The following is a 19,222-nucleotide window of genomic DNA, read 5'->3' as shown; positions in this document are numbered from 1 at the left end:
GATTCCCTAGTTGTGCTTGATCATCGTTGGGTACTCATCGAGTGGTCATGAGCGTTAGCCCACCTTCTGGTTGGCGCCCGGAACGGGCGTGGAACGATGCGGCCACGCGGACGTAGGCCGTCAGCAATCATATCCCCACCCGCTACGGGTCACCAACCGGGCGTGTCGCGCCGAGTCGGGCGGCCGGACCGAACGCCCGCCGGAAGGCCCCACGGCGTTGCGCCAGGTCGAAACAGCCGGCATGGAGATAGGCCCCGCGGCCGGGGAGCCGGGGCGACGTGCCGTCGACGATCAGGTCGCCCACACGCACGAGGCGGACGAGGTCGGCCTGGTCGCACCGGGCGCGGCATGCAATACAGGTCCGCTGCGGATTCACGCCCTGCAGCCTAGTCCCCAGCCGACTGCCAGCCGTCCCACAGGCGGCTGACAGCTTCCCCACGCACGGTGGGTTCACGGCCGGGACCTCCCCGGCGTGACGAAAGGATCGACCATGACCAAGCGCATCATTCTCGGAGTATCGACGGCGGTGCTCGCCGCAGGCGTCGGCCTGGGCGCCGCGCAGCTCGCACAGGCGGAGACTGCGTCACCGTCGCCGACGCCCACCACCTCGGCTGGGGCGACCGCGCCGTCGCAGGACCAGGGGCACGGCGGCAGGCACGGCCGCGGCGGGTTCCGGGACGTCTCCGGACTCGCGGAGAAGCTGGGCGTCGAGGAGACCACGCTGCGAGACGCGATCGACAAGGTCCGCGGCGCTGCATCAGAGGACCGTGAGGCCGACCGCTCGGCCAGGGAGGCCGCGTTCGCACAGGCCTTGGCCGAGGCCCTCGGCCTCGACGAGTCGAAGGTCACGGCCGCCATCGACGAGCTCCGCTCGGAGCGCGAGGCCGCACGGACCGCCTCCGACAAGGAGGTGCTCGAGAAGGCGGTGACCGACGGCACGCTCACGCAGGCGGAGGCCGACGCGGTCGCGAAGGCTGTCGAGGAGGGGATCGTGCGGGTCCGGGGTGGAGACCACTCCCGCTGACGACGCCTACTGCTCGCGGGCGGCCTCGTAGAAGTTCTCGGCGGCGACGTACCACTTCGTGGCGAACTCGCTGTGCCGGTTGCGCCACGCCTCGTCGTACTGGTCTGCGAGGTCGACCCGCTCGTAGTTGTCCGTCGAGAGGTCGAACACCTCGTCGCGCCGGTCGCCGAAGTGGTGGATCACCTTCATGTCGCCGTCGATGGTCGCCATGCAGCGGGCCCTGGCGTAGCACGTGGCCACGACCGGGGGCTGCTCCTCGCCGCTCAGCAGCGACGGGCGGTAGCCCTCGGCGCCCACCAGGTCGAAGCCGAGCAGGTCGACGGCGGTCGGCAGAATGGCCAGCTGGTCGGTCGGGTCGTCGAGGACCTGCCCCTCACGCAGCGGGTCGTGGATCAGGTAGGGGATGCGGATCCCCTCCTCGTAGATCGTGTTGTCGTGCTGGTAGACCCGATGCTCCCCGAAGCCCTCGCCGTGGTCGCCGGTGATGATGAAGACGGTGTCCTCGTAGAGCCCCAGTTCCTTGAACATGTCGATGAGCCGGCCGACGAAGGCGTCCTGATAGTGGATGCTGTTGAGGTACTTGTTCAGCAGCGGGTCGTCGACGAAGTCGATCTCCTCGTAGCCCTCCAGCTTGTAGTCGTGGTGCCCCGTCACCGTCAGCATGCCGAGCATGAACGGGCCCTCCTGCTGCTCCAGCCACTCCCGCTGCGGCTCGAGCATGATGTCCTCTTCGTAGCCGAAGTAGTTGGCCCGGTGGAAGCCGACGGTCGACATCTCGTCGACGGGCATGAACTCGTCGTAGCCGAAGTTGGCGGCGGTGCCGCGGCGCCGCTCGAAGTGTTCGGTCGCCGTCTGGAAGAACTTCGATGCGTAGCCCTGCTCCCCCAGCAGCGCGGGCAGGCATGCGGCTGGGATGCCGTCGGTCGGCTCGGCCTCCGAGTTGGCCGCGTCAGCCGGCGGCACGATGCCGCACGTCACGGCGGTGAGTGCCTTCGAGGTGTGGGGGAACACCGAGTAGCCCCGGCGTGGCGTGATGCTGTCCGCGGCGAGGGCGTCGAGGACGGGCGTCACGGGCTGCCTGGTCTCGGGAAGCGTCGAGGTCGCCCGCTGGGATTCCAATGTGATGAGCACCAGATTGCGGTGCTGGGCCCCGTCCCGGGGAGTCAGCGTCGTCTCTCCGGGGTCGGTCGGCCACGCGTCCGAGACGGACGGGTACGCGAAGGCGTCACGCACAGGCGAGACGGCCAGCCGGACCGGCGCCGCCAGGGCGAACGCGGCAGAGGCGGTCGGCGCCGTCCACGAGGATCCGAACAGCAGCGCGACGAGCGCCAGCACGGCGGCGCGCTTGACCCCCTTGCGGGGCCGCCAGCGCAACAGCGGGTCGATGAGGCGCCCCACGAGGAGGGGCAGCGCCAGGGTGGAGGCGATGATCGTCCAGAGCAGCGCGATAGCGCTGTCGGTCATCTCGGAGCCGACGAGCCCGGCGAGCTGGTCACCCTGCGTGAAGGCGTAGACCATCGTGTCCCACGTGAGCGGGTTGCCCGTACGGAGACCGAACTCGTGGTTGACGACGATGTAGACGCCGACCACACAGCTGGCGATGTGGGCGAGGTAGAAGAGCACCGCGCGCAGCCAGCCGCGGGAGAACACGCACAGCACGAACCACAGCAGGATCCAGGCGGCGCCGAAGGCCACGTCGGAGGACACCTTCGTCAGCGTCCCCAGCAGATCCGATCCCGGGTAGAACCGGTCGATCCGGATCAGTTTGAGCCAGACCCCGATGACCGCGACGGGGATCAGAGTGGTGGCCAGCCGCCCCCACAGGTGGGTCGGGGCGGCCAGCCGTTCACGGAGCGTTCGTCTTTTCTGCGTCGACATCGTTGGGATATCCTACGCGACCCGTCGACCGCCGCCCTGCCGACGGCGGTCGCCCGCGGCTCAGCGGGTGGTCGGGACGTCCGGCTGGATGTCGATGCGCCAGCCGGTGAGGCGTGCCGCCAGCCGCGCGTTCTGCCCCTCGCGACCGATGGCGAGCGACAGCTGGTAGTCGGGCACGATGACGCGGCAGGCGCGGGCCTGCTCGTCGACGATCGTCACCGAGAGCACCTTCGCCGGGGACAGGGCCGCAGCGACGAACTTCGCCGGGTCGTCCGAGTAGTCGACGATGTCGATCTTCTCCTCCCCCAGCTCGCTGGTCACGGCGCGCACCCGCTGGCCCATGGGACCGATGAACGCACCCTTGGCGGACACGTTCGGGTCGTGCGACACGACGGCGATCTTCGTGCGGTGGCCGGCCTCGCGGGCGACCTCCATGATCTCCACGATGCCCTTGTCGATCTCCGGCACCTCGAGCGCGAAGAGCTTGCGCACCAGGTTGGGGTGCGTGCGCGACAGGATGACCTGCGGCCCGCGCAGCTCGCGGCGCACGCTCACGACGTAGACGCGCAGCCGGCGGCCGTGCGAGTAGTCCTCGCCGGGGACCTGCTCGGCCTGCGGGATGATCGCCTCGAGGCTGCCGAGATCCACCCGCACGGCGCGGGTGTCGCGGTCCTGCTGGATGACGCCGACGAGGATGTCGCCCTCGACGCCCGAGAAGTGGCCGAACTTCTGATCGTCCTCCGCCTCCCGGATCCGCTGGAAGATGACCTGCCGGGCCGTCGCGGCGGCGATGCGGCCGAAGTCGCTGGGGGTGTCGTCGAAGTAGCCGATGATCTGATCGTCGTCGTCGAACTCGGGCGCGAGCACGGAGACCTTGCCGGTCTTCGGGTTCACCTCCACCTTCACGCCGCGCAGGGCGTGGGCGGTCTTGTTGTAGGCGTTGAGCAGGGCGTCCTCGAGCGTCTTGAGGAGGTAGTCCATGGGGATCTCGCGATCCCTCTCGATGGCCTTCAGTGCTGCCAGGTCCACATCCATGTCAGTTGCCCTCTTCCTCGTCGTCGGCCCGGTTCATCTCGACCTGTACGACGGCCTTGGTGACCGTCGCCAGCTCCACCTCGCGGGTCTCGCCGTCGACGTCGAGGGTCACGGCATCGTCGGTGACGGTGACGATCCGCCCGGTGACGGACCCGCCCTCCGCAGCGGTGACCTTGATCAGGCGGCCCGTGTTGCGGCGGTAGTGCTTGGGCGCCGTCAGGGGGCGGCTGACGCCGCGGGAGCTGACCTCGAGGGTGTACGGGGCGTCGCCGGTGGCAGCGGACTCGTCCAGCGCGTCGGAGAGGCTGCGGGCGGCCGCGGCGATGTCGTCGACCAGGGGGCCGCGACCCGACGGACCGTCCCCATCGACGGTGACCTTGAGAATGCGGCGCTTCCCGATCGGGGTGATCTCGAGGTGGTCGAGTTCGAGCCCGTGCCCGGCGAGAATCGGCTCAATGAGCTCAGCGAGGCGTGTTTCCTGCATGGGAGTTGCTCCGTATCCGGTTGTGTGACCTAGTTGTGGGAGCCAAGCATAGCCGCGATGCGCTGCCGGACCAGCGCACTAGGCTGAGGCCCATGCCCCTCACCCGTCGCACCCTGCTCATCGGCGCCGGCCTGGCGCTGGCCGGGTGCGCCCCCAGCCCGGTCATCTCCGGCGCGCCGGCACTCCCCGTCTCCCCTCCCGCGCCCACCCAGGCCCCGAGGCCGCTGCCGCCCAGCTCGCACTGACGCTGCTCGACGCCACCCTCGCCGGACTGGAGGGTGCCGCGTTCTGGACGGCGCAGCCCTGGCTCGGAGCCGCCAGGGCCCAGTGTGAGGCGCACCTGGCCAGGGTCGGGGCTCCAGACCCGCTCTCCTCCGACGAACAGCCCCTTTTCGGGTCGGCCACGCCGGAGGTGGCAGTGCCCGCCGACGCCGCTGCCGCCACGGCGGCGCTGGAGGCGGCCCGGACCGGCGCCGTCACCGCCCTCGAGGCGGGGGCGCAGGCCGCCGGGGACGGCGCCCTGCGACTCCTGTACGCGTCGGCCGCCACCGGCGTCACGGCTCTCGCCGACACGACGCTGCCTCCGCTCGCGCTCGACGCGGCCCCCCGCCGACTGCAGGAGTCGACGCTGGCGGCCGCCCAGGGCGTCGCACTCGGCCACGCGTGGGCCCTCATCTACGGGTTGGGCGTCGGGGTCGGCCGCCTGGCGGGCGACGATCCGCTGGTCGCGCTCGCGATGCCCCGCCTCGCCGCCGTCAAGCACCTGCGCAACGAACTGCGCGAGGCCCTCGGCGCCTCGGCGCCGTCGCAGCCGGCAGCCTTCGAGCTGCCGACGGCCATGGACACCCCCGAGGCCATCCGGCAGGGCTGGGCGGCGCTGGAGACCCGCCTGCTGGAGGGTTACGCGCACTGCGTCGCCGCCGACCCCGCCCCCCGCTGGCGGCAGCTCATGGCGGCCCAGGTCGCGCCGGTGCAGGCGGTCGGCGGTCAGCTGGGCCACTGGCCCGGCTGGGTTGCTTGACAGCGGGGAGCACGCCCGACAGTCTCAACCCATGAGCGCAGCGCGGAGCAGACTTGGCTGGCAGTTCGCGGCGGCGGCGGTGCTGACGCCGCCGGGGTTCGTGGCGCTGGGAGACGCCGTCACCCCCGGGCCCGGGCAGCTGCCCTCGGCCCTCGTCGTCGCGGCCGCCCTCGTCGCCGCAGGCGGCGCGTGGTACGGCTTCGCCGTCCGGAGGACACGCAGGACACCTGCCTGGTGGGCGCTGGGGGCGGCGGCCCTGCTGCTGGTGGGGGCGGCACTCGCCGGGGACTTCGGGGTCGGTAGGGTCGTGGTGCTGGTCATGCTGCTCGTCGGAGCAGGCCTGACCCTCTACGCGGCCCGCCCCGCCCTGCCCCCTGCCACCGGAGGCAGGATCTAGCCACCATCCCCGTTCGAGGAGCCCCATGACGCGCAACACCGAGCCCTATGGGGCCTACCTCTTCGTCTACTTCACCGGGGAGGGCGCCGGTGGCGAGGCCATCAGGCTGGCGGTCACCCGGGGCAACGACCCGCTGCGCGACTGGGTGGAGCTGGGCGACGGCGCCCCGATCCTCGCCTCGACGGTGGGTGAGCGTGGAGTCCGTGACCCGCACATCCTGCGCCACCCCGACGGCGACCGCTACATCATCATCGCCACCGACCTGCGCATCTACGGCGGCAACGACTTCCGCCGGGCCCAGGAGCAGGGCTCGACGGCCATGGTCGTCTGGGAGTCTCCCGACCTCGTCACCTGGTCGGAGCCGCGGCTGACGCCGATGATGGGTCCGGAGGCCGGCAACGTCTGGGCACCCGAGGCGGTCTGGGACGCCGCCAGGGGTGAGTTCTTCGTGTTCTGGGCCTCGGCCCTCTACCCCACCGCCGACCGCGCCTCACGCAGCATCCGCGACTCCTACCAGCGGATGTTCTACTCCACGACGCAGGACTTCATCACGTTCACCCCGCCCGTCCTGTGGCAGGACGAACGGCGCGGGCCCGGGCTCGGCCTCATCGACTCGACGATCGTCGAGCAGGACGGGATCCACTACAGGTTCACGAAGGACGAGGCCTGCATGCTGCCGCGCCTCGACCGCAGCGACGACCTTCATTCCCTGTCGTGGGAACGCCTGGCCGAGCGGGTCGGCGAGGGGCAGCCGAACCCATGGGGCGGCACGTTCACCGAGGGCGAGGGACCGACGGCGTTCCGCGCCAACGACGGGGACGGGTGGTTCCTGTTCATCGACCAGCCCGCCTACCACGGAGGGGAGGGCTACCTGCCCTTCCACACCGACGACCTCGCCTCCGGCAGCTTCACCTCGGTGGATGCGCAGCTCCCCCGCAGTCCCCGGCACGGCACCGTCCTGCCCATCACCGCTGCGGAGCGTGACCGGCTCCTGGCCGCCTTCCCCGGCCGGTTCGCCTGATTCCCGCTCGGAGCCTGGCTAGACTCCATGCATGACGATGGCGCGCAGCAGGACCTTCTGGCAGCTCGGGGCCGCGGTGTCGCTGACGGGCGCCGTCGCCTGGATGCTCGCGCCCACGTACCGGATGACGTGGGCGGCGCTGACCGACCCGAACCCGGTGTCGCTCCACAGCTGGCTGGACCCGCTCGTCTGGGGATACGGCGGCTTCCACGCCCCCGTGACGGTGCTCTGCGGAGTCGTCGCCGCGATCGGAGCCTGGATCGGCGTGTTCTCCCGCCGCGTCAACCGGTTCCCCGCCTGGTGGGCGCTCGCCGGCGCCCTCGTGTTCGTGTCGTGGGCGGCGGTCCTCGGCCACATCGACGCCCTGCAGGTCGTGCCTCTGCTCCTGCTCGCGGCGGGGGCGGCGGGCTGCCTCATGGCCGCCCACCGCGCTCTCCCCGACCTCGTCAGCGGGCCAGCAGCTCGCTGATCGCGGCCACGGCGTCGCCGACGGCCACCTCGTTGCGCTCGCCGGTGCGCCGGTCGCGCAGCTCGACCTTGCCCTCGGCCAGCCCGCGGCCGATGACGAGGATCACCGGCATGCCGAGGATCTCGGCGTCGGCGAACTTGACGCCCGGGCTCGCCTTGCGGTCGTCGACGAGCACGTCGACGCCCTCTGCGTCGAGCTCGGCCGCGATGCGGGCGGCCTCGTCGAAGACTGCCTGGTCCTTGCCGGTCGCGACGATGTGGACGGGGTACGGGGCGAGCCCGACGGGCCAGCAGAGGCCCTTGTCGTCGCAGGTCGCCTCGGCGACGGCGGCGACGGCGCGGGACACCCCGACGCCATAGGACCCCATCGTGACGACCTGCAGCTTGCCGTTCTGGTCGAGGACCTTCAGGTCGAGCGACTCGGCGTACTTCTTTCCGAGTTGGAAGATGTGGCCCATCTCGATGCCGCGGGCGAGGGTCAGGGGTCCGGAGCCGTCGGGCGCGGGATCGCCCTCGCGGACCTCGGCCACGTCGAGGACGCCGTCGGCCACGAAGTCGCGGCCGGCGGTGACGCCCGAGAGATGCTCGTCGACGACGTTGGCTCCCGTCACCCAGACCGTGCCGTCGACGACCCGCGGATCGACGACGTAGCGGATCTTCGTGACCGATTCCTCGCCGAGCACGCGGGTGCCGTCGAGGCTGACGGGCGAGATGAAACCGACCAACAGGTCCGGGTAGCGCTCGAAGTCCTCGGCTGTGAACGGGGTGGCGACCGACGGCTCCAGGGCCGCCTCGAGCCGCTTGGCGTCGACCTCACGATCCCCGGGCAGGCCGAGCGCCAGCGGCGAGGTGGTCCCATCAGGTGCGGTGACGAGAAACACCACGTTCTTCAGGGTGTCGGCGCCGGTCCAGGGCCGGTCGGCGCGGGCGTGTTCCGCGTTGAGCAGGTCGACGACGCCCGCGATCGTGCCGGTGTCGGGGGTGGCGACGATGGCCATGGCCGGGGCGGCCTCGATCGGCTGCGCGGCCGGGGGCGCGACGCGGACGGCCTCGACGTTGGCGGCATACCCGCCGGGCGAGCGGACGAAGGTGTCCTCACCGTTGGCGGCCACCGCGAGGAACTCCTCGGAGCGGGAGCCGCCCATGGCGCCGGCCATGGCCGCGACGATGACGAAGTCGAGGCCGAGCCGGGTGAAGATCTTGATGTAGGCCTCACGGTGGGCCTGGTACGACGCCTCGAGCCCGTCCTGGTCGATGTCGAAGGAGTACGAGTCCTTCATCACGAACTCGCGGCCGCGGAGCAGGCCGGCGCGCGGGCGGGCCTCGTCGCGGTACTTGGTCTGGATCTGGAACAGGCTGAGCGGCAGGTCCTTGTACGAGGAGTACAGGTCCTTGACCAGCAGCGTGAACATCTCCTCGTGCGTGGGGCCGAGCAGCATGTCGGCGCCCTTGCGGTCGACGACGCGGAACAGGTTGTCGCCGTACTCGGTCCACCGGTTCGTCTGCTCGTAGGGCTCCCGCGGCAGCAGCGCCGGGAAGTGCACCTCCTGCGCACCGATGGCCTCCATCTCCTCACGGACGATGGACTCGACCTTCTGCAGCACCTTCAGGCCGAGCGGCAGCCAGCTGTAGATGCCGGGGGCGGCGCGACGGATGTAGCCGGCGCGCACCAGCCAGCGGTGGCTCGGTACCTCGGCGGCGGCGGGGTCGTCGCGGAGGGTGCGGACGAAGAGCGAGGAAAGGTTCGAAATCACGGGGCAACTCTAGCGCCGACGCCCCGGAACCTCAGTAGTGGACGGTGGCCAGGGCCCCGACCTCGACAAAACCGAGCCGCTCGTAGGACGCGATGGCCGGGGCGTTGAAGTCGTTGACGTACAGGCTGATCACCGGGTAGCGCTCCATCGCCAACCGCAGCATGCCGGCCAGCGCCGGGACGCTCAACCCCCGTCCCCGCAGATCGGGGGCGACCCAGACGCCCTGCAGCTGGGCCTGGTTGCCGTGCTTCGGGCCGAGGTCGGCCTTGAAGATCACCCGGCCGTCATCGTCGACGATGCCGTAAGCGTCGCGCTGCCGCAGCCGCTCGGTCACGAACCTGTCGTAGCCGGGGCCGTACTTGAACGGGGAACTGCCGATCTCGTCGGTGTACATGCTCACGGAGGCTTCGAGGTAGCTGGGGAAGTCCGAGTGCGTCAACAGTCGCACCCGCGGGTCCGGCTCGACGGCGGGCGGCGCGTCCAGCACCATCAGCGGCTGGCGGCGCCGCACGTTGGAGATGCTCCCCCAGGCCCCCGGCCAGCGCTCCGACAGCCCGACGAACAGGCCGAGCACCGAGATGGCCGGGCCGAGGATCGAGGTGCAGCGACGCAGCGGGCCGAGCTCCGCGACGAACGCCGGGAGCGCGTCAGGGTCGAAGCCGGCGACGAAGACGGTGCCGCCGTCGAGGAGGAGCGACGTGATCTCGCCGTCCCGCTCGAACGCGTGGACGACGCCGAGCCGGCGTCTGTCGATGCCGTAGGCGCCGACCTTGGACGTGAGAAAAAGGTTCTCGACCGGCCGCTTGGCCAGGAAGGACAGCGCCGCGTCCCGGTCTGCGGCACCCAGGGTCCGCAGCCTCGATGTCATGCGGAGCAGCCTACGAGACGCTGACCTGCGGTTCGCCGACTTCGCCCATCTCAGCGGCGAGCCGACGGGCCTCGACGAGGAGTGTCTCGACGATGTCAGCCTCCGGCACGGTCTTGATGACCTCGCCCTTGACGAAGATCTGGCCCTTGCCGTTGCCGGAGGCGACGCCGAGGTCGGCCTCGCGGGCCTCGCCCGGGCCGTTGACGACGCAGCCCATGACGGCGACGCGGAGCGGTGCCTGCATTCCCTCGAGGCCCTTGGTGACCTGCTCGGCCAGGGTGTAGACGTCGACCTGGGCGCGGCCACAGGAGGGGCAGGAGACGATGTCGAGCTTGCGGGGGCGCAGGTTCAGCGACTCGAGGATCTTGAGGCCGACTTTGACCTCCTCGGCGGGCGGCGCGGACAGCGACACGCGGATGGTGTCGCCGATGCCGCGGCTCAGCAGCGCCCCGAACGCGACGGACGACTTGATGGTGCCCTGGAAGGCGGGCCCCGCCTCCGTGACGCCGAGGTGCAGCGGATAGTCGCACGCCTCGCTCAGCAGCTCGTAGGCGCGGACCATGACGATCGGGTCGTTGTGCTTGACCGAGATCTTGAAGTCCCGGAAGCCGACCTCCTCGAACAGGGAGGCCTCCCACAGCGCCGATTCCACGAGGGCCTCTGCGGTGGGCGCGCCGTACTTGGCCAGCAGTCGCTTGTCGAGTGAGCCGGCGTTGACGCCGATGCGGAGGCTGACGCCGGCGTCGGCGGCGGCCTTCGCGATCTCGGCGACCTTGTCGTCGAACTGCTTGATGTTGCCCGGGTTCACGCGCACGGCCGCACAGCCGGCGTCGATGGCCGCGAAGACGTACTTGGGCTGGAAGTGGATGTCGGCGATGACCGGGATCTGCGATTTCTTCGCGATGATCGGCAGCGCGTCGGCGTCGTCCTGGCTGGGGACGGCGACACGGACGATGTCGCAGCCGGTGGCTGTCAGCTCGGCGATCTGCTGCAGCGTGCCGTTGATGTCGGTCGTCTTCGTCGTCGTCATGGACTGGACGCTGATGGGGGCGCCGCCGCCCACGAGCACCTTCCCGACCTTGATCTGGCGCGTCTCGCGACGGGGGGCGAGGGTCACGGGGGCGGGCGCAGGCATACCGAGGTTCACGGACATGCCCCCAAGATTAGTACCGCGCCGGGAATCGGCCCCAACCGACGGGCTCAGAGGAGCTGGATGGGGCTGATGATGTCGGCCAGGATCAGCACCACACCGCCGATCAGAAGGAAGCCGCCGACCAGATAGGTCAGGGGCAGCCCGCGGGCCGTGTCGACGGGGCCGGGGTCGGCGCGTCCCCGCAGGCGGGCCACCTGCCTGCGCAGCCACTCGAACAGTGCCCCGGCGATGTGGCCGCCGTCCAACGGCAGCAGCGGCACCAGGTTGAGCAGCCCCACGAACAGATTGACCGAGCCCAGCAGCGACAGCCAGGTGGCGACCTTGTCGCCTGCGGGGATGTCGTCGGAGGCCCCGATCTCGCCGGCGACCCGGGAGGCGCCGACGATCGACAGGGGCGAGTTGATGTCGCGAGGCTGGCCGGTAACGAGGTCCGCGGCGACGTTCCAGACCCGCACCGGGAAGCTGGCCAGCGCGACGGCGGACTGCTGCGTCATCGTCCACATCTGGTCGACGGTGGCGCCGACACCGCCGCGCACCAGCTCGGTGGTCGGCGAGACGCCGAGGAAGCCGGCCTCGACGTAGCGGCTCGGGTCGAGCCGGTCGGGGACGAAGTTCAGCGCCGTGTTGACGGTCGGCAGGGTCAGCTCCTGCCCGTCGCGCTCGACGACGATCGTGGCGGCGCCGTCGCGGTTGGCCCGGATCAGGTCGCCCATCTGCACCCAGTCGGTGAGCGCGACGCCGTTGAAGGAGACGAGCCGGTCCCCCACCTCGACGCCGGCCTCGCCGGCCGGGGTCAGCGGGTCGGCGTCGGTGCAGGTCAGGTCCTCCCGGTCGGCCCGCACGACGCACTCGGAGACGCCTGCCACGATCAGGGTCGACTGGTACGTGCCGTGGAACAGGTTGATGCCGAGGAAGATCAGGAAGGCCAGCAGCAGGTTCATGGTGGGGCCGCCGAGCATCACGACGATCTTCTGCCACGTCTTCTTCTGGTAGAACAGGTGGCCGTCGTCGGCCGGCGTGATGTCCTCCCACTCGAACGCCCTGGCCTGGTCGGCCATCCGGTTGAGCCGGGTGTCCTTCCTGCCGGGCTTCACCGGCGGGTACATGCCGACGAGCCGGACGTAGCCGCCGAGCGGGAAGGCCTTGACGCCGTACTCGGTGCCGCGCTTCGTCGTCGACCACAGCGTCTTCCCGAAGCCGACGAAGTACTGCGTGACCTTGATGCCGAACAGCTTGCCCGGCACCAGGTGGCCGACCTCGTGCAGCGCGATCGACACCATGATCAGCGCGAAGAAGAGGACCGCCAGCAGCACGGTCACGACGACGGTCATGCGCGGGCCCCCGCCAGCTCGGCGGCGCGGCCCCTGGCCCAGGCGTCGGCCGCGAGGACGCCGTCGACGGTGAGGTCGTCGTCGGGGAGGTGGCCGTCCGCGAGGTGTTCGTCGAGGCAGGCCGCGATGATGTCGCAGATGTCGAGGAAGCCGATCTCACCGGCGCAGAACGCGTCGACGCAGGCCTCGTTCGCGGCGTTGTAGACGGCGGGCGCGGAGCCTCCCGCGTGGCCGGCCCGGCGGGCGAGGCGCACCGCGGGGAAGGCGTCGTCGTCGAGCGGGGCGAAGGTCCAGGCGGCCGGCGTCGTCCAGTCACACGGGCGGGCCGCGTCGGCGAGCCGCTCCGGCCAGGTGAGGGCGATGCCGATCGGGAGGCGCATGTCCGGCGGCGAGGCCTGGGCCATGGTGGAGCCGTCGTGGAACTCGACCATCGAATGCACGATCGACTGCGGGTGCACGGTGACGACGATGTCGTCGAGGTCGACGCCGTACAGCAGGCCCGCCTCGAGCAGTTCGAGCCCCTTGTTGACCAGCGTCGAGGAGTTGATGGTGATCACGCGGCCCATGTCCCAGGTGGGGTGCGCCATCGCCTGGTCGGGTGTGACGTCGACCAGCTCGGCGCGGCTGCGGCCGCGGAACGGGCCGCCGCTCGCCGTCAGGATGAGGCGACGCACCTCGTCGGCACGGCCCGCCCGCAGGGCCTGGGCGAAGGCGGAGTGCTCGGAGTCGACGGCGACGATCTGGCCGGGCGCCGCCGCGTCGGCGACGAGCCTGCCGCCGATGACCAGCGACTCCTTGTTGGCCAGGGCCAGCGTGGTGCCGGCCTCGAGCGCCGCCAGCGTCGGCAGCAGGCCGGCCGCGCCGGTCACCGCATTGACGACGACGTCGCAGGCCATCCCGGCGAGCCGGGTGGCCGCGTCGGGGCCGAGCAGCAGCTTCGGCATCGGGAACTCGCCGTCGTTCCAGCCGCGCTCGTCGCCGGCCGCATACAGCAGCCGCTGCAGCTCGTTCGCCGCGCTCGGGCGGGCCAGGGCGACGACTTCTGGCGCGAACTCGACGATCTGGGCCGCCAGGGTCTCCAGGTTGGAGCCGGAGGCCGCGAGCCCCAGGACGCGGAACCGGTCCCTGCGGGTCGAGACGACGTCGAGGGTCTGAGTGCCGATGGATCCGGTGGAGCCGAGCAGGACAATGGTGCGCACCGGGCAAGTCTAGGCCGTAGGCGCAGGCACCGGTTGGGCGCGTGTGCCACGATCGGGGGCATGGCTCTGGCTTCCTCTCCCCACCCGGCACCCCCGTCCCCCGCTGATCACCGACTGGGCCGCCCGCCGCGGCCGCGACGTGGCCGAACTGGTGTGGCGCAACGAGCTCGGAGGGGTGACCGCGCGGCTGGTTGCCGACGGCACCGGCGACCTGTTCGCCAAGTGGAGCCCCGTGGACCTCGAGCCGGAGGCCGAGCGGATGAGCTGGCTGTCCGGCAGGCACCCGTCGCCCCGCGTGTTCGACTTCGAGGAGGGCGACGGCGAGTGGCTGCTGGTGACAGGCGCCCTGACCGGCACGTCCGCCGTCTCCGACCGGTGGAAGGCCGAGCCCGACCGGGCGGCCGCTGCCATCGGCGAGGGGCTGGCCCGTCTCCACTCCCTCGACCCCTCGATCTCCATGTTCGGCGCCGTCGACTGGGTCGGCGACGTGGACGACATCGACCTGCTGGTCATCGCCCACGGGGACGCCTGCGCGCCCAACACCATCGTCGGCGACGACGGCTCCTTCGTCGGCCACGTGGACCTCGGGTCGCTGGGTGTCGCCGACCGGTGGGCCGACCTGGCCATCGCATCGTGGTCGCTGGAATGGAACTTCGGCCCGGGACACGAGCAGGCCTTCTGGGACGCCTACGGCATCGCGCCGGACCCGGAGCGGATCGCCCAGTACCGCGCGCTGTGGGGCGACGCCCCGACCAGCTGACCCGCGGTCAGCCGCTCGGAAACGACGACGACGGCGGGCCGGAGCCCGCCGTCGTCATTCCGGTGAGGATCAGACCAGGCCGAACGCCTGGATCGCCTTGGCCACCTTCTCGAAGCCTGCGATGTTCGCGCCCGTCACGTAGTCACCGGGCACCCCGTAGCTGTCCGCGGTCGTCGCGCACTGCTCGTGGATCTTCTTCATGATCTCCGTGAGCCGCTCCTCGGTGTACTCGAAGCTCCACAGATCACGCGAGGCGTTCTGCTGCATCTCGAGCGCGGAGGTGGCCACGCCGCCGGCGTTGGCCGCCTTGCCGGGGGCGAACAGGACGCCCGCATCCTGCAGGAGCCGCATGGCGTCGGGGGTGGTGGGCATGTTGGCGCCCTCCGCGACGACCTTGACCCCGTTGGCGACCAGGGTCCTGGCCTGCTGACCGTTCAGCTCGTTCTGCGTGGCGCACGGAAGCGCGACGTCGACGGGCACGTCCCAGATCGAGCCCGAGGTGCCCAACCTTGCGGCCGGACGGCGCTCGACGTAGTCGGACACGCGCCCGCGCTCGACCTCCTTGATCTGCTTGAGCAGGTCGAGGTCGATGCCGCCCTCGTCGACCACGTAGCCGGTGGAGTCGGAGAACCCGAGGACGGTGGCGCCGAGCTCGGCCGCCTTCTCGGCGGCGTAGATCGCCACGTTGCCGGAGCCGGAGACGGTGACGCGCTTGCCGTCCATCGACTCGCCGCGGGTCTTCAGCATCTCGTTGGCGAAGACGACGGTGCCGTAGCCGGTGGCCTCGGTGCGCACGAGCGAGCCGCCCCAGCCGATGCCCTTGCCAGTCAGCACACCCGACTCGTAGCGGTTGGTGATGCGCTTGTACTGGCCGAACATGTAGCCGATCTCGCGTCCGCCGACGCCGATGTCACCCGCGGGGACGTCGGTGTACTCGCCGAGGTGGCGGTACAGCTCCGTCATGAACGACTGGCAGAACCGCATGACCTCGCTGTCGGACTTGCCGCGGGGGTCGAAGTCGGAGCCGCCCTTGCCGCCGCCGATGGGCAGGCCCGTCAGCGAGTTCTTGAAGATCTGCTCAAAGCCGAGGAACTTGATGACGCCCAGGTAGACGCTGGGGTGGAACCGCAGGCCGCCCTTGTAGGGGCCGAGCGCGGAGTTGAACTCGACGCGGAAGCCGCGGTTGATGTGGACCTCGCCCTTGTCGTCGGTCCACGGGACGCGGAAGATGATCTGGCGCTCCGGCTCGCAGATGCGCTCGAGCATCTTCATCTCGAGGTACTCGGGGTGACGCTTGATGACGGGGCCGAGGCTCTCGAGGACCTCACGCACCGCCTGGTGGAACTCGGCCTCACCCGGGTTCCGCGCCACGACGGCTTCGAAGACGCGCTCCAACTGCTGGTCCATAGTTCTCCTCAGGTCAATACGGCCTTGGGGATTCTAGCCGTGCCGCCCACCCGGCTCCCGCCGCGACCAGTCGCTGGACCCGCTCACGCCTCCTGCGAAACGGATGCCGCGAGCTGGCCGCAGGCGCCGTCGATCTCCTGGCCACGCGTGTCGCGGAGAGTCACGGGCACGCCACGCCGCTCCAGCGTCTCGATGAACGCCCGCTCGTCGGCCTTGCGCGACGCCGTCCACTTGGAGCCAGGCGTCGGGTTCAGCGGGATGAGGTTCACGTGCACCCAGCCCCAGTCGCCGCGGCGCTTCAGCACCCGGGCCAGCAGCTCGGCCCGCTCGACCTGGTCGTTGATGTCGCGCATCATGGCGTACTCGATGGAGACCCGCCGCTTGGTGCGCCGCGCATACTCCCACGCGGCGTCGACGACCTCGTCGACCTTCCAGCGGTTGTTGATCGGGACGATCTCGTCGCGCAGTTCGTCATCAGGGGCGTGCAGCGACACGGCCAGCGTGAGAGGGAGGCCCTCCTCCGTCAGCTTCGCGATCTGCGGGACCAGGCCAACCGTGGAGACGGTGATGTTGCGGGCGCTCATCCCGAAACCGGCCGGGCCAGGCTCGACGAACGTGCGGATCGAGCCCATGACGGCCTTGTAGTTGGCCATCGGCTCGCCCATGCCCATGAAGACGATGTTGTTGAGGCGCCCCGTGGCGCCGGGCACGACGCCCGAGGCGATCTGCTGGTCTGCGGCGAGCACCTGCGCCGTGATCTCGGCCTGCGACAGGTTCCGCTTCAGGCCGCCCTGGCCGGTTGCGCAGAACGGGCAGGCCATGCCGCAGCCGGCCTGCGAGGAGATGCACAGGGTCGTCCGGTTCGGGTAACGCATCAGCACCGACTCGAGCAGCGAGCCGTCGTGCAGCTTCCACAGTGTCTTGACGGTGCCGCCGTCGTCCGTGTGCCGCTGGGTGACCTGCTCCAGCAGCCTCGGGAACAGCTGCTCGCCCAGTTCCTCGCGGAGCCCGGCGGGAAGGTCGGTGAAGCCGGCGGCGTCGTCCTCGAGCCTGTCGAAGACGTGCCGGTTGATCTGGTCGGCGCGGAAGCGCGGCAGGCCGAGCTTCGCGATCGCCTCGGCCCTGGCCTCCTTGTCGAGGTCGAACCAGTGCTGCGGCGGCTTGCCGCGGCGGGGTGCCTCGAAGACGAGTGGGAGCAGGGTGCCGGTCATGAGAAGAGAGCTTTCCGGGTTGGGTTGTCAGCCGCCGAGGGCGAGGTGCAGGACGAGCCAGCCGACGGGGACGGCGACGAGCATCGAGTCCAGCCGGTCCATGACGCCGCCGTGGCCGGGGAGGAAGTTGGACATGTCCTTGATGCCGGCGTCCCGCTTGATGAGCGACTCGACGAGATCGCCGAGGGTGGCGGCCGGGCAGAGCAGCGCGCCGAGGATCAGGCCGACCCACCAGTCGGCGCCCAGCAGGAGAGGCACGGCGATCGCGCCGCCGACCATGGAGAAGACGACGGCACCGGCGAACCCCTCCCACGTCTTGGCGGGGCTGATCGAGGGCGCCATCTTGTGTCGGCCGAAGAGCACGCCGGTGGCGTAGGCGCCCGTGTCGGCGAGGATCACGCAGATGATCACGACCAGCACGCGCATGGTGCCCAGCGGCGCCGCCATCATGAGCGGCACGAACACGCCGAGCAGCGGGATGTAGGCGATGATCAGGGCGCTGGCGGCGGCGTCGAGGAGGAAGCCCTCCACACCGCGGCGGAGGCGCGAGGTGAGCACGGCCAGCATCGTGGCACCGAGGCAGGACACCACGAACACGATGGGCGTGACGTAGACGTCGAACCGGCTGACGGCGAAGCCGCCCAGCACGCTGACGCCTGTGCCGACGGCGATGGGGACGATCTCGGCCCGCATCCCCTTCCGCAGCAGGGCGCGGTGGACCTCGACGGTGCTGAGCACGAGGCCCAGCGCCATCATGGCCGCGAAGAGCCACGGCAACCAGATCAGCCCGACGGCCGTGACGACGAACAGGGCGACACCCACCCCGATGGCGGCCGGGAGGTTCCGGCCCGCCTTCGAGGTGCGCTGGGTGTCGGCTGGGGTGTTCATCAGATCTCGGAGAGCTCCGCGTCCTTGTTCTTCAGCAGCTCGTCGACGCTGTCGACGAACTTCTTGGTGGTGGCGTCGAGGCTCTTTTCGGCGCGGGCGAGGTCATCTTCGCTGATCTCGCCGTCCTTCTCGAGCTTCTTGAGCTGATCCATGGCGCTGCGCCGGACGTTGCGGACGGCGACGCGCGCGTCCTCCGCCTTGCCCTTGGCCATCTTCTTGTACTCCTTGCGGCGCTCCTCGGTGAGCTGCGGCATGACGATCCGGACGGCGTTCCCGTCGTTGCTGGGGTTCACGCCCAGGTCCGACTCGCGGATGGCCTTCTCGATGGCGCCGATGGCGCTCCGGTCGAAGGGCGTGATCAGCATCGAGCGGGGATCCGGCGACGTGAACTGCGCGAGCTGCTGCAGCGGGGTCGGCGCGCCGTAGTAGTCGGCATTGATCCGGTTGAACATCGCGGGGTGCGCGCGCCCGGTGCGGATGGTGGCCAGGTCCTCGCGGGCGTGGTCGACCGCGGACTGCATCCGGGTAGAGGCGTCCTTCTGGATGTCGGCGATCATGGAGTGCTCCTTGGGTTGTCAGGCTCGGTCAGTTGGCGGAGACCTGGGTGCCGATCGCCTCGCCGGCGACGGCGCGCGCGATGTTCCCAGGTTCCGAGAGATTGAAGAAGACGATGTTCAGCTTGTTGTCGCGCGCCAGCGAGATGGCCGTGGCGTCGGCGACCTTCAGGTCCTTCTGCAGGAACTCGTCGTGTGTGAGTCGGACGAACTTCGTGGCGTCCGCGTGGACGTTCGGGTCCTTGTCGTAGACGCCGTCGACGCCCTGCTTGCCCATGAGCAGCACCTGGGCCCCGATCTCGAGGGCGCGCTGCGCCGCGACCGTGTCGGTGGAGAAGTACGGCATGCCCGAGCCTGCGCCGAAGATGACCAGCCGCCCCTTCTCCAGGTGGCGCTCAGCGCGACGCGGGATGTAGGGCTCGGCGATCTGGGCCATGTTGATCGCGGACTGCACCCGCGTCTTGATGCCGGCCTTCTCGCAGAAATCCTGCAGCGCGATGCTGTTCATCACGGTGCCGAGCATGCCCATGTAGTCGGCGCGGTCACGGTCGATGCCGCTCCTGGAGAGCTCCGCACCGCGGAAGTAGTTGCCTCCGCCCACGACCACTGCGACCTGCGTGCCGCCACGCACCACGTCGGCCACCTCGGCGGCGATGGAGGACAGGACCGCCGGGTCCACCCCGAGCTTTCCTCCCCGAACACTTCCCCGGAGAGTTTCAACAACACCCGCTGATACGCCACTGGTTCCTCCTGAGGATCGTCTCTCGTG

At 70.3% G+C, this 19,222-nt stretch carries 19 protein-coding genes and 1 pseudogene; 6 read left to right on the top strand and 14 right to left on the bottom strand.

Features of this window, described 5'->3' with window-relative positions; translation table 11 throughout:
* Positions 1–142: 142 nt before the first annotated feature.
* Positions 143–376 (bottom strand): YlxR family protein, encoded by a 234-nt coding sequence (locus H9L22_RS03640; protein ID WP_226966103.1) that lies wholly within the window; start codon positions 374–376, stop codon positions 143–145.
* A gap of 114 nt (positions 377–490) precedes the next feature.
* Between H9L22_RS03640 and H9L22_RS03635 the strand changes: the two genes are divergently transcribed.
* On the top strand, positions 491–1,024 hold the full coding sequence (locus tag H9L22_RS03635; RefSeq protein WP_187721632.1) for a hypothetical protein: 534 nt from the start codon (positions 491–493) through the stop codon (positions 1,022–1,024).
* A gap of 6 nt (positions 1,025–1,030) precedes the next feature.
* Here H9L22_RS03635 and H9L22_RS03630 read toward each other — a convergent pair whose 3' ends face one another.
* The 3 genes from H9L22_RS03630 to rimP are packed head-to-tail and all read right to left on the bottom strand — an operon-like array spanning position 1,031 to position 4,421.
* Positions 1,031–2,902, bottom strand: coding sequence for an LTA synthase family protein (locus tag H9L22_RS03630; protein ID WP_187721631.1), 1,872 nt, complete (start codon positions 2,900–2,902; stop codon positions 1,031–1,033).
* Between the two features lie 60 nt (positions 2,903–2,962).
* Positions 2,963–3,937, bottom strand: coding sequence for a transcription termination factor NusA (gene nusA / locus H9L22_RS03625; RefSeq protein WP_187721630.1), 975 nt, complete (start codon positions 3,935–3,937; stop codon positions 2,963–2,965).
* A 1-nt stretch (position 3,938) separates the two neighbouring features.
* A complete protein-coding gene (gene rimP / locus H9L22_RS03620; protein ID WP_187721629.1) occupies positions 3,939–4,421 on the bottom strand; it encodes a ribosome maturation factor RimP in 483 nt (160 codons plus the stop codon).
* 145 nt (positions 4,422–4,566) lie between these two features.
* Here rimP and H9L22_RS03615 point away from each other — a divergent pair, with 145 nt between their 5' ends.
* The 4 genes from H9L22_RS03615 to H9L22_RS03600 are packed head-to-tail and all read left to right on the top strand — an operon-like array spanning position 4,567 to position 7,329.
* A complete protein-coding gene (locus tag H9L22_RS03615) occupies positions 4,567–5,442 on the top strand; it encodes a hypothetical protein (protein WP_187721628.1) in 876 nt (291 codons plus the stop codon).
* Positions 5,443–5,473: 31 nt separating this feature from the next.
* Positions 5,474–5,839 carry a hypothetical protein gene (locus H9L22_RS03610; RefSeq protein WP_187721627.1) on the top strand — a complete coding sequence of 122 codons (366 nt, stop codon included), beginning with the start codon at positions 5,474–5,476 and terminating at the stop codon, positions 5,837–5,839.
* Positions 5,840–5,864: 25 nt separating this feature from the next.
* Positions 5,865–6,860 carry a glycoside hydrolase family 43 protein gene (locus tag H9L22_RS03605; RefSeq protein ID WP_187721626.1) on the top strand — a complete coding sequence of 332 codons (996 nt, stop codon included), beginning with the start codon at positions 5,865–5,867 and terminating at the stop codon, positions 6,858–6,860.
* Between the two features lie 31 nt (positions 6,861–6,891).
* Entirely contained in the window at positions 6,892–7,329 is a 438-nt protein-coding gene (locus H9L22_RS03600; protein WP_187721625.1) for a hypothetical protein, read from the top strand.
* On the opposite strand, the gene H9L22_RS03595 is transcribed toward H9L22_RS03600, so the two are convergent.
* From H9L22_RS03595 to dxr, 5 genes are read right to left on the bottom strand one after another with little or no spacing between them, the layout of a single operon-like run.
* The gene (locus H9L22_RS03595; protein ID WP_187721624.1) at positions 7,307–9,082 is read right to left on the bottom strand and encodes a proline--tRNA ligase; all 1,776 of its coding nucleotides are present in this window, start codon (positions 9,080–9,082) and stop codon (positions 7,307–7,309) included. The two genes, H9L22_RS03600 and H9L22_RS03595, sit on opposite strands and share 23 nt — an antisense overlap.
* 31 nt (positions 9,083–9,113) lie before the next feature.
* The gene (locus H9L22_RS03590; RefSeq protein ID WP_187721623.1) at positions 9,114–9,950 is read right to left on the bottom strand and encodes a GNAT family N-acetyltransferase; all 837 of its coding nucleotides are present in this window, start codon (positions 9,948–9,950) and stop codon (positions 9,114–9,116) included.
* 10 nt (positions 9,951–9,960) lie between these two features.
* Entirely contained in the window at positions 9,961–11,103 is a 1,143-nt protein-coding gene (gene ispG, locus H9L22_RS03585) for a flavodoxin-dependent (E)-4-hydroxy-3-methylbut-2-enyl-diphosphate synthase (RefSeq protein ID WP_187721622.1), read from the bottom strand.
* A 47-nt stretch (positions 11,104–11,150) separates the two neighbouring features.
* The gene (locus tag H9L22_RS03580; protein ID WP_187721621.1) at positions 11,151–12,434 is read right to left on the bottom strand and encodes a M50 family metallopeptidase; all 1,284 of its coding nucleotides are present in this window, start codon (positions 12,432–12,434) and stop codon (positions 11,151–11,153) included.
* Positions 12,431–13,633: a 1-deoxy-D-xylulose-5-phosphate reductoisomerase gene (dxr, locus tag H9L22_RS03575; RefSeq protein WP_187721620.1), complete on the bottom strand. Its 1,203-nt coding sequence runs from the start codon at positions 13,631–13,633 to the stop codon at positions 12,431–12,433. Before dxr ends, H9L22_RS03580 begins: the two co-directional genes overlap by 4 nt.
* Before the next feature lie 43 nt (positions 13,634–13,676).
* Between dxr and H9L22_RS03570 the strand changes: the two genes are divergently transcribed.
* Positions 13,677–14,393 carry a phosphotransferase gene (locus H9L22_RS03570; RefSeq protein ID WP_226966102.1) on the top strand — a complete coding sequence of 239 codons (717 nt, stop codon included), beginning with the start codon at positions 13,677–13,679 and terminating at the stop codon, positions 14,391–14,393.
* Between the two features lie 69 nt (positions 14,394–14,462).
* Here the strand turns inward: H9L22_RS03570 and gdhA are convergent, their stop codons facing one another.
* The 5 genes and pseudogenes from gdhA to pyrH all read right to left on the bottom strand — a co-directional run bounded on the left by gdhA (position 14,463) and on the right by pyrH (position 19,194).
* Positions 14,463–15,800, bottom strand: coding sequence for an NADP-specific glutamate dehydrogenase (gene gdhA / locus H9L22_RS03565; protein ID WP_187721619.1), 1,338 nt, complete (start codon positions 15,798–15,800; stop codon positions 14,463–14,465).
* Positions 15,801–15,883: 83 nt separating this feature from the next.
* Entirely contained in the window at positions 15,884–17,011 is a 1,128-nt protein-coding gene (gene rlmN, locus H9L22_RS03560; RefSeq protein ID WP_187721618.1) for a 23S rRNA (adenine(2503)-C(2))-methyltransferase RlmN, read from the bottom strand.
* Between the two features lie 27 nt (positions 17,012–17,038).
* Positions 17,039–17,899 carry a phosphatidate cytidylyltransferase gene (locus tag H9L22_RS03555; RefSeq protein WP_187721617.1) on the bottom strand — a complete coding sequence of 287 codons (861 nt, stop codon included), beginning with the start codon at positions 17,897–17,899 and terminating at the stop codon, positions 17,039–17,041.
* Positions 17,899–18,453 carry a ribosome recycling factor gene (gene frr, locus H9L22_RS03550; RefSeq protein WP_187722551.1) on the bottom strand — a complete coding sequence of 185 codons (555 nt, stop codon included), beginning with the start codon at positions 18,451–18,453 and terminating at the stop codon, positions 17,899–17,901. The genes H9L22_RS03555 and frr overlap by 1 nt, the downstream gene beginning before the upstream one ends.
* A 31-nt stretch (positions 18,454–18,484) precedes the next feature.
* Positions 18,485–19,194 (bottom strand): annotated as a pseudogene (pyrH, locus tag H9L22_RS03545) (UMP kinase).
* Positions 19,195–19,222 lie beyond the last annotated feature (28 nt).

Origin of the sequence: Tessaracoccus defluvii (genome assembly GCF_014489575.1) — a bacterium.
GTDB classification, from domain to species: domain Bacteria; phylum Actinomycetota; class Actinomycetes; order Propionibacteriales; family Propionibacteriaceae; genus Arachnia; species Arachnia defluvii.
Note: the sequence above shows the minus strand (reverse complement) of the source record. Positions and strands in the feature narration are given on the sequence as shown.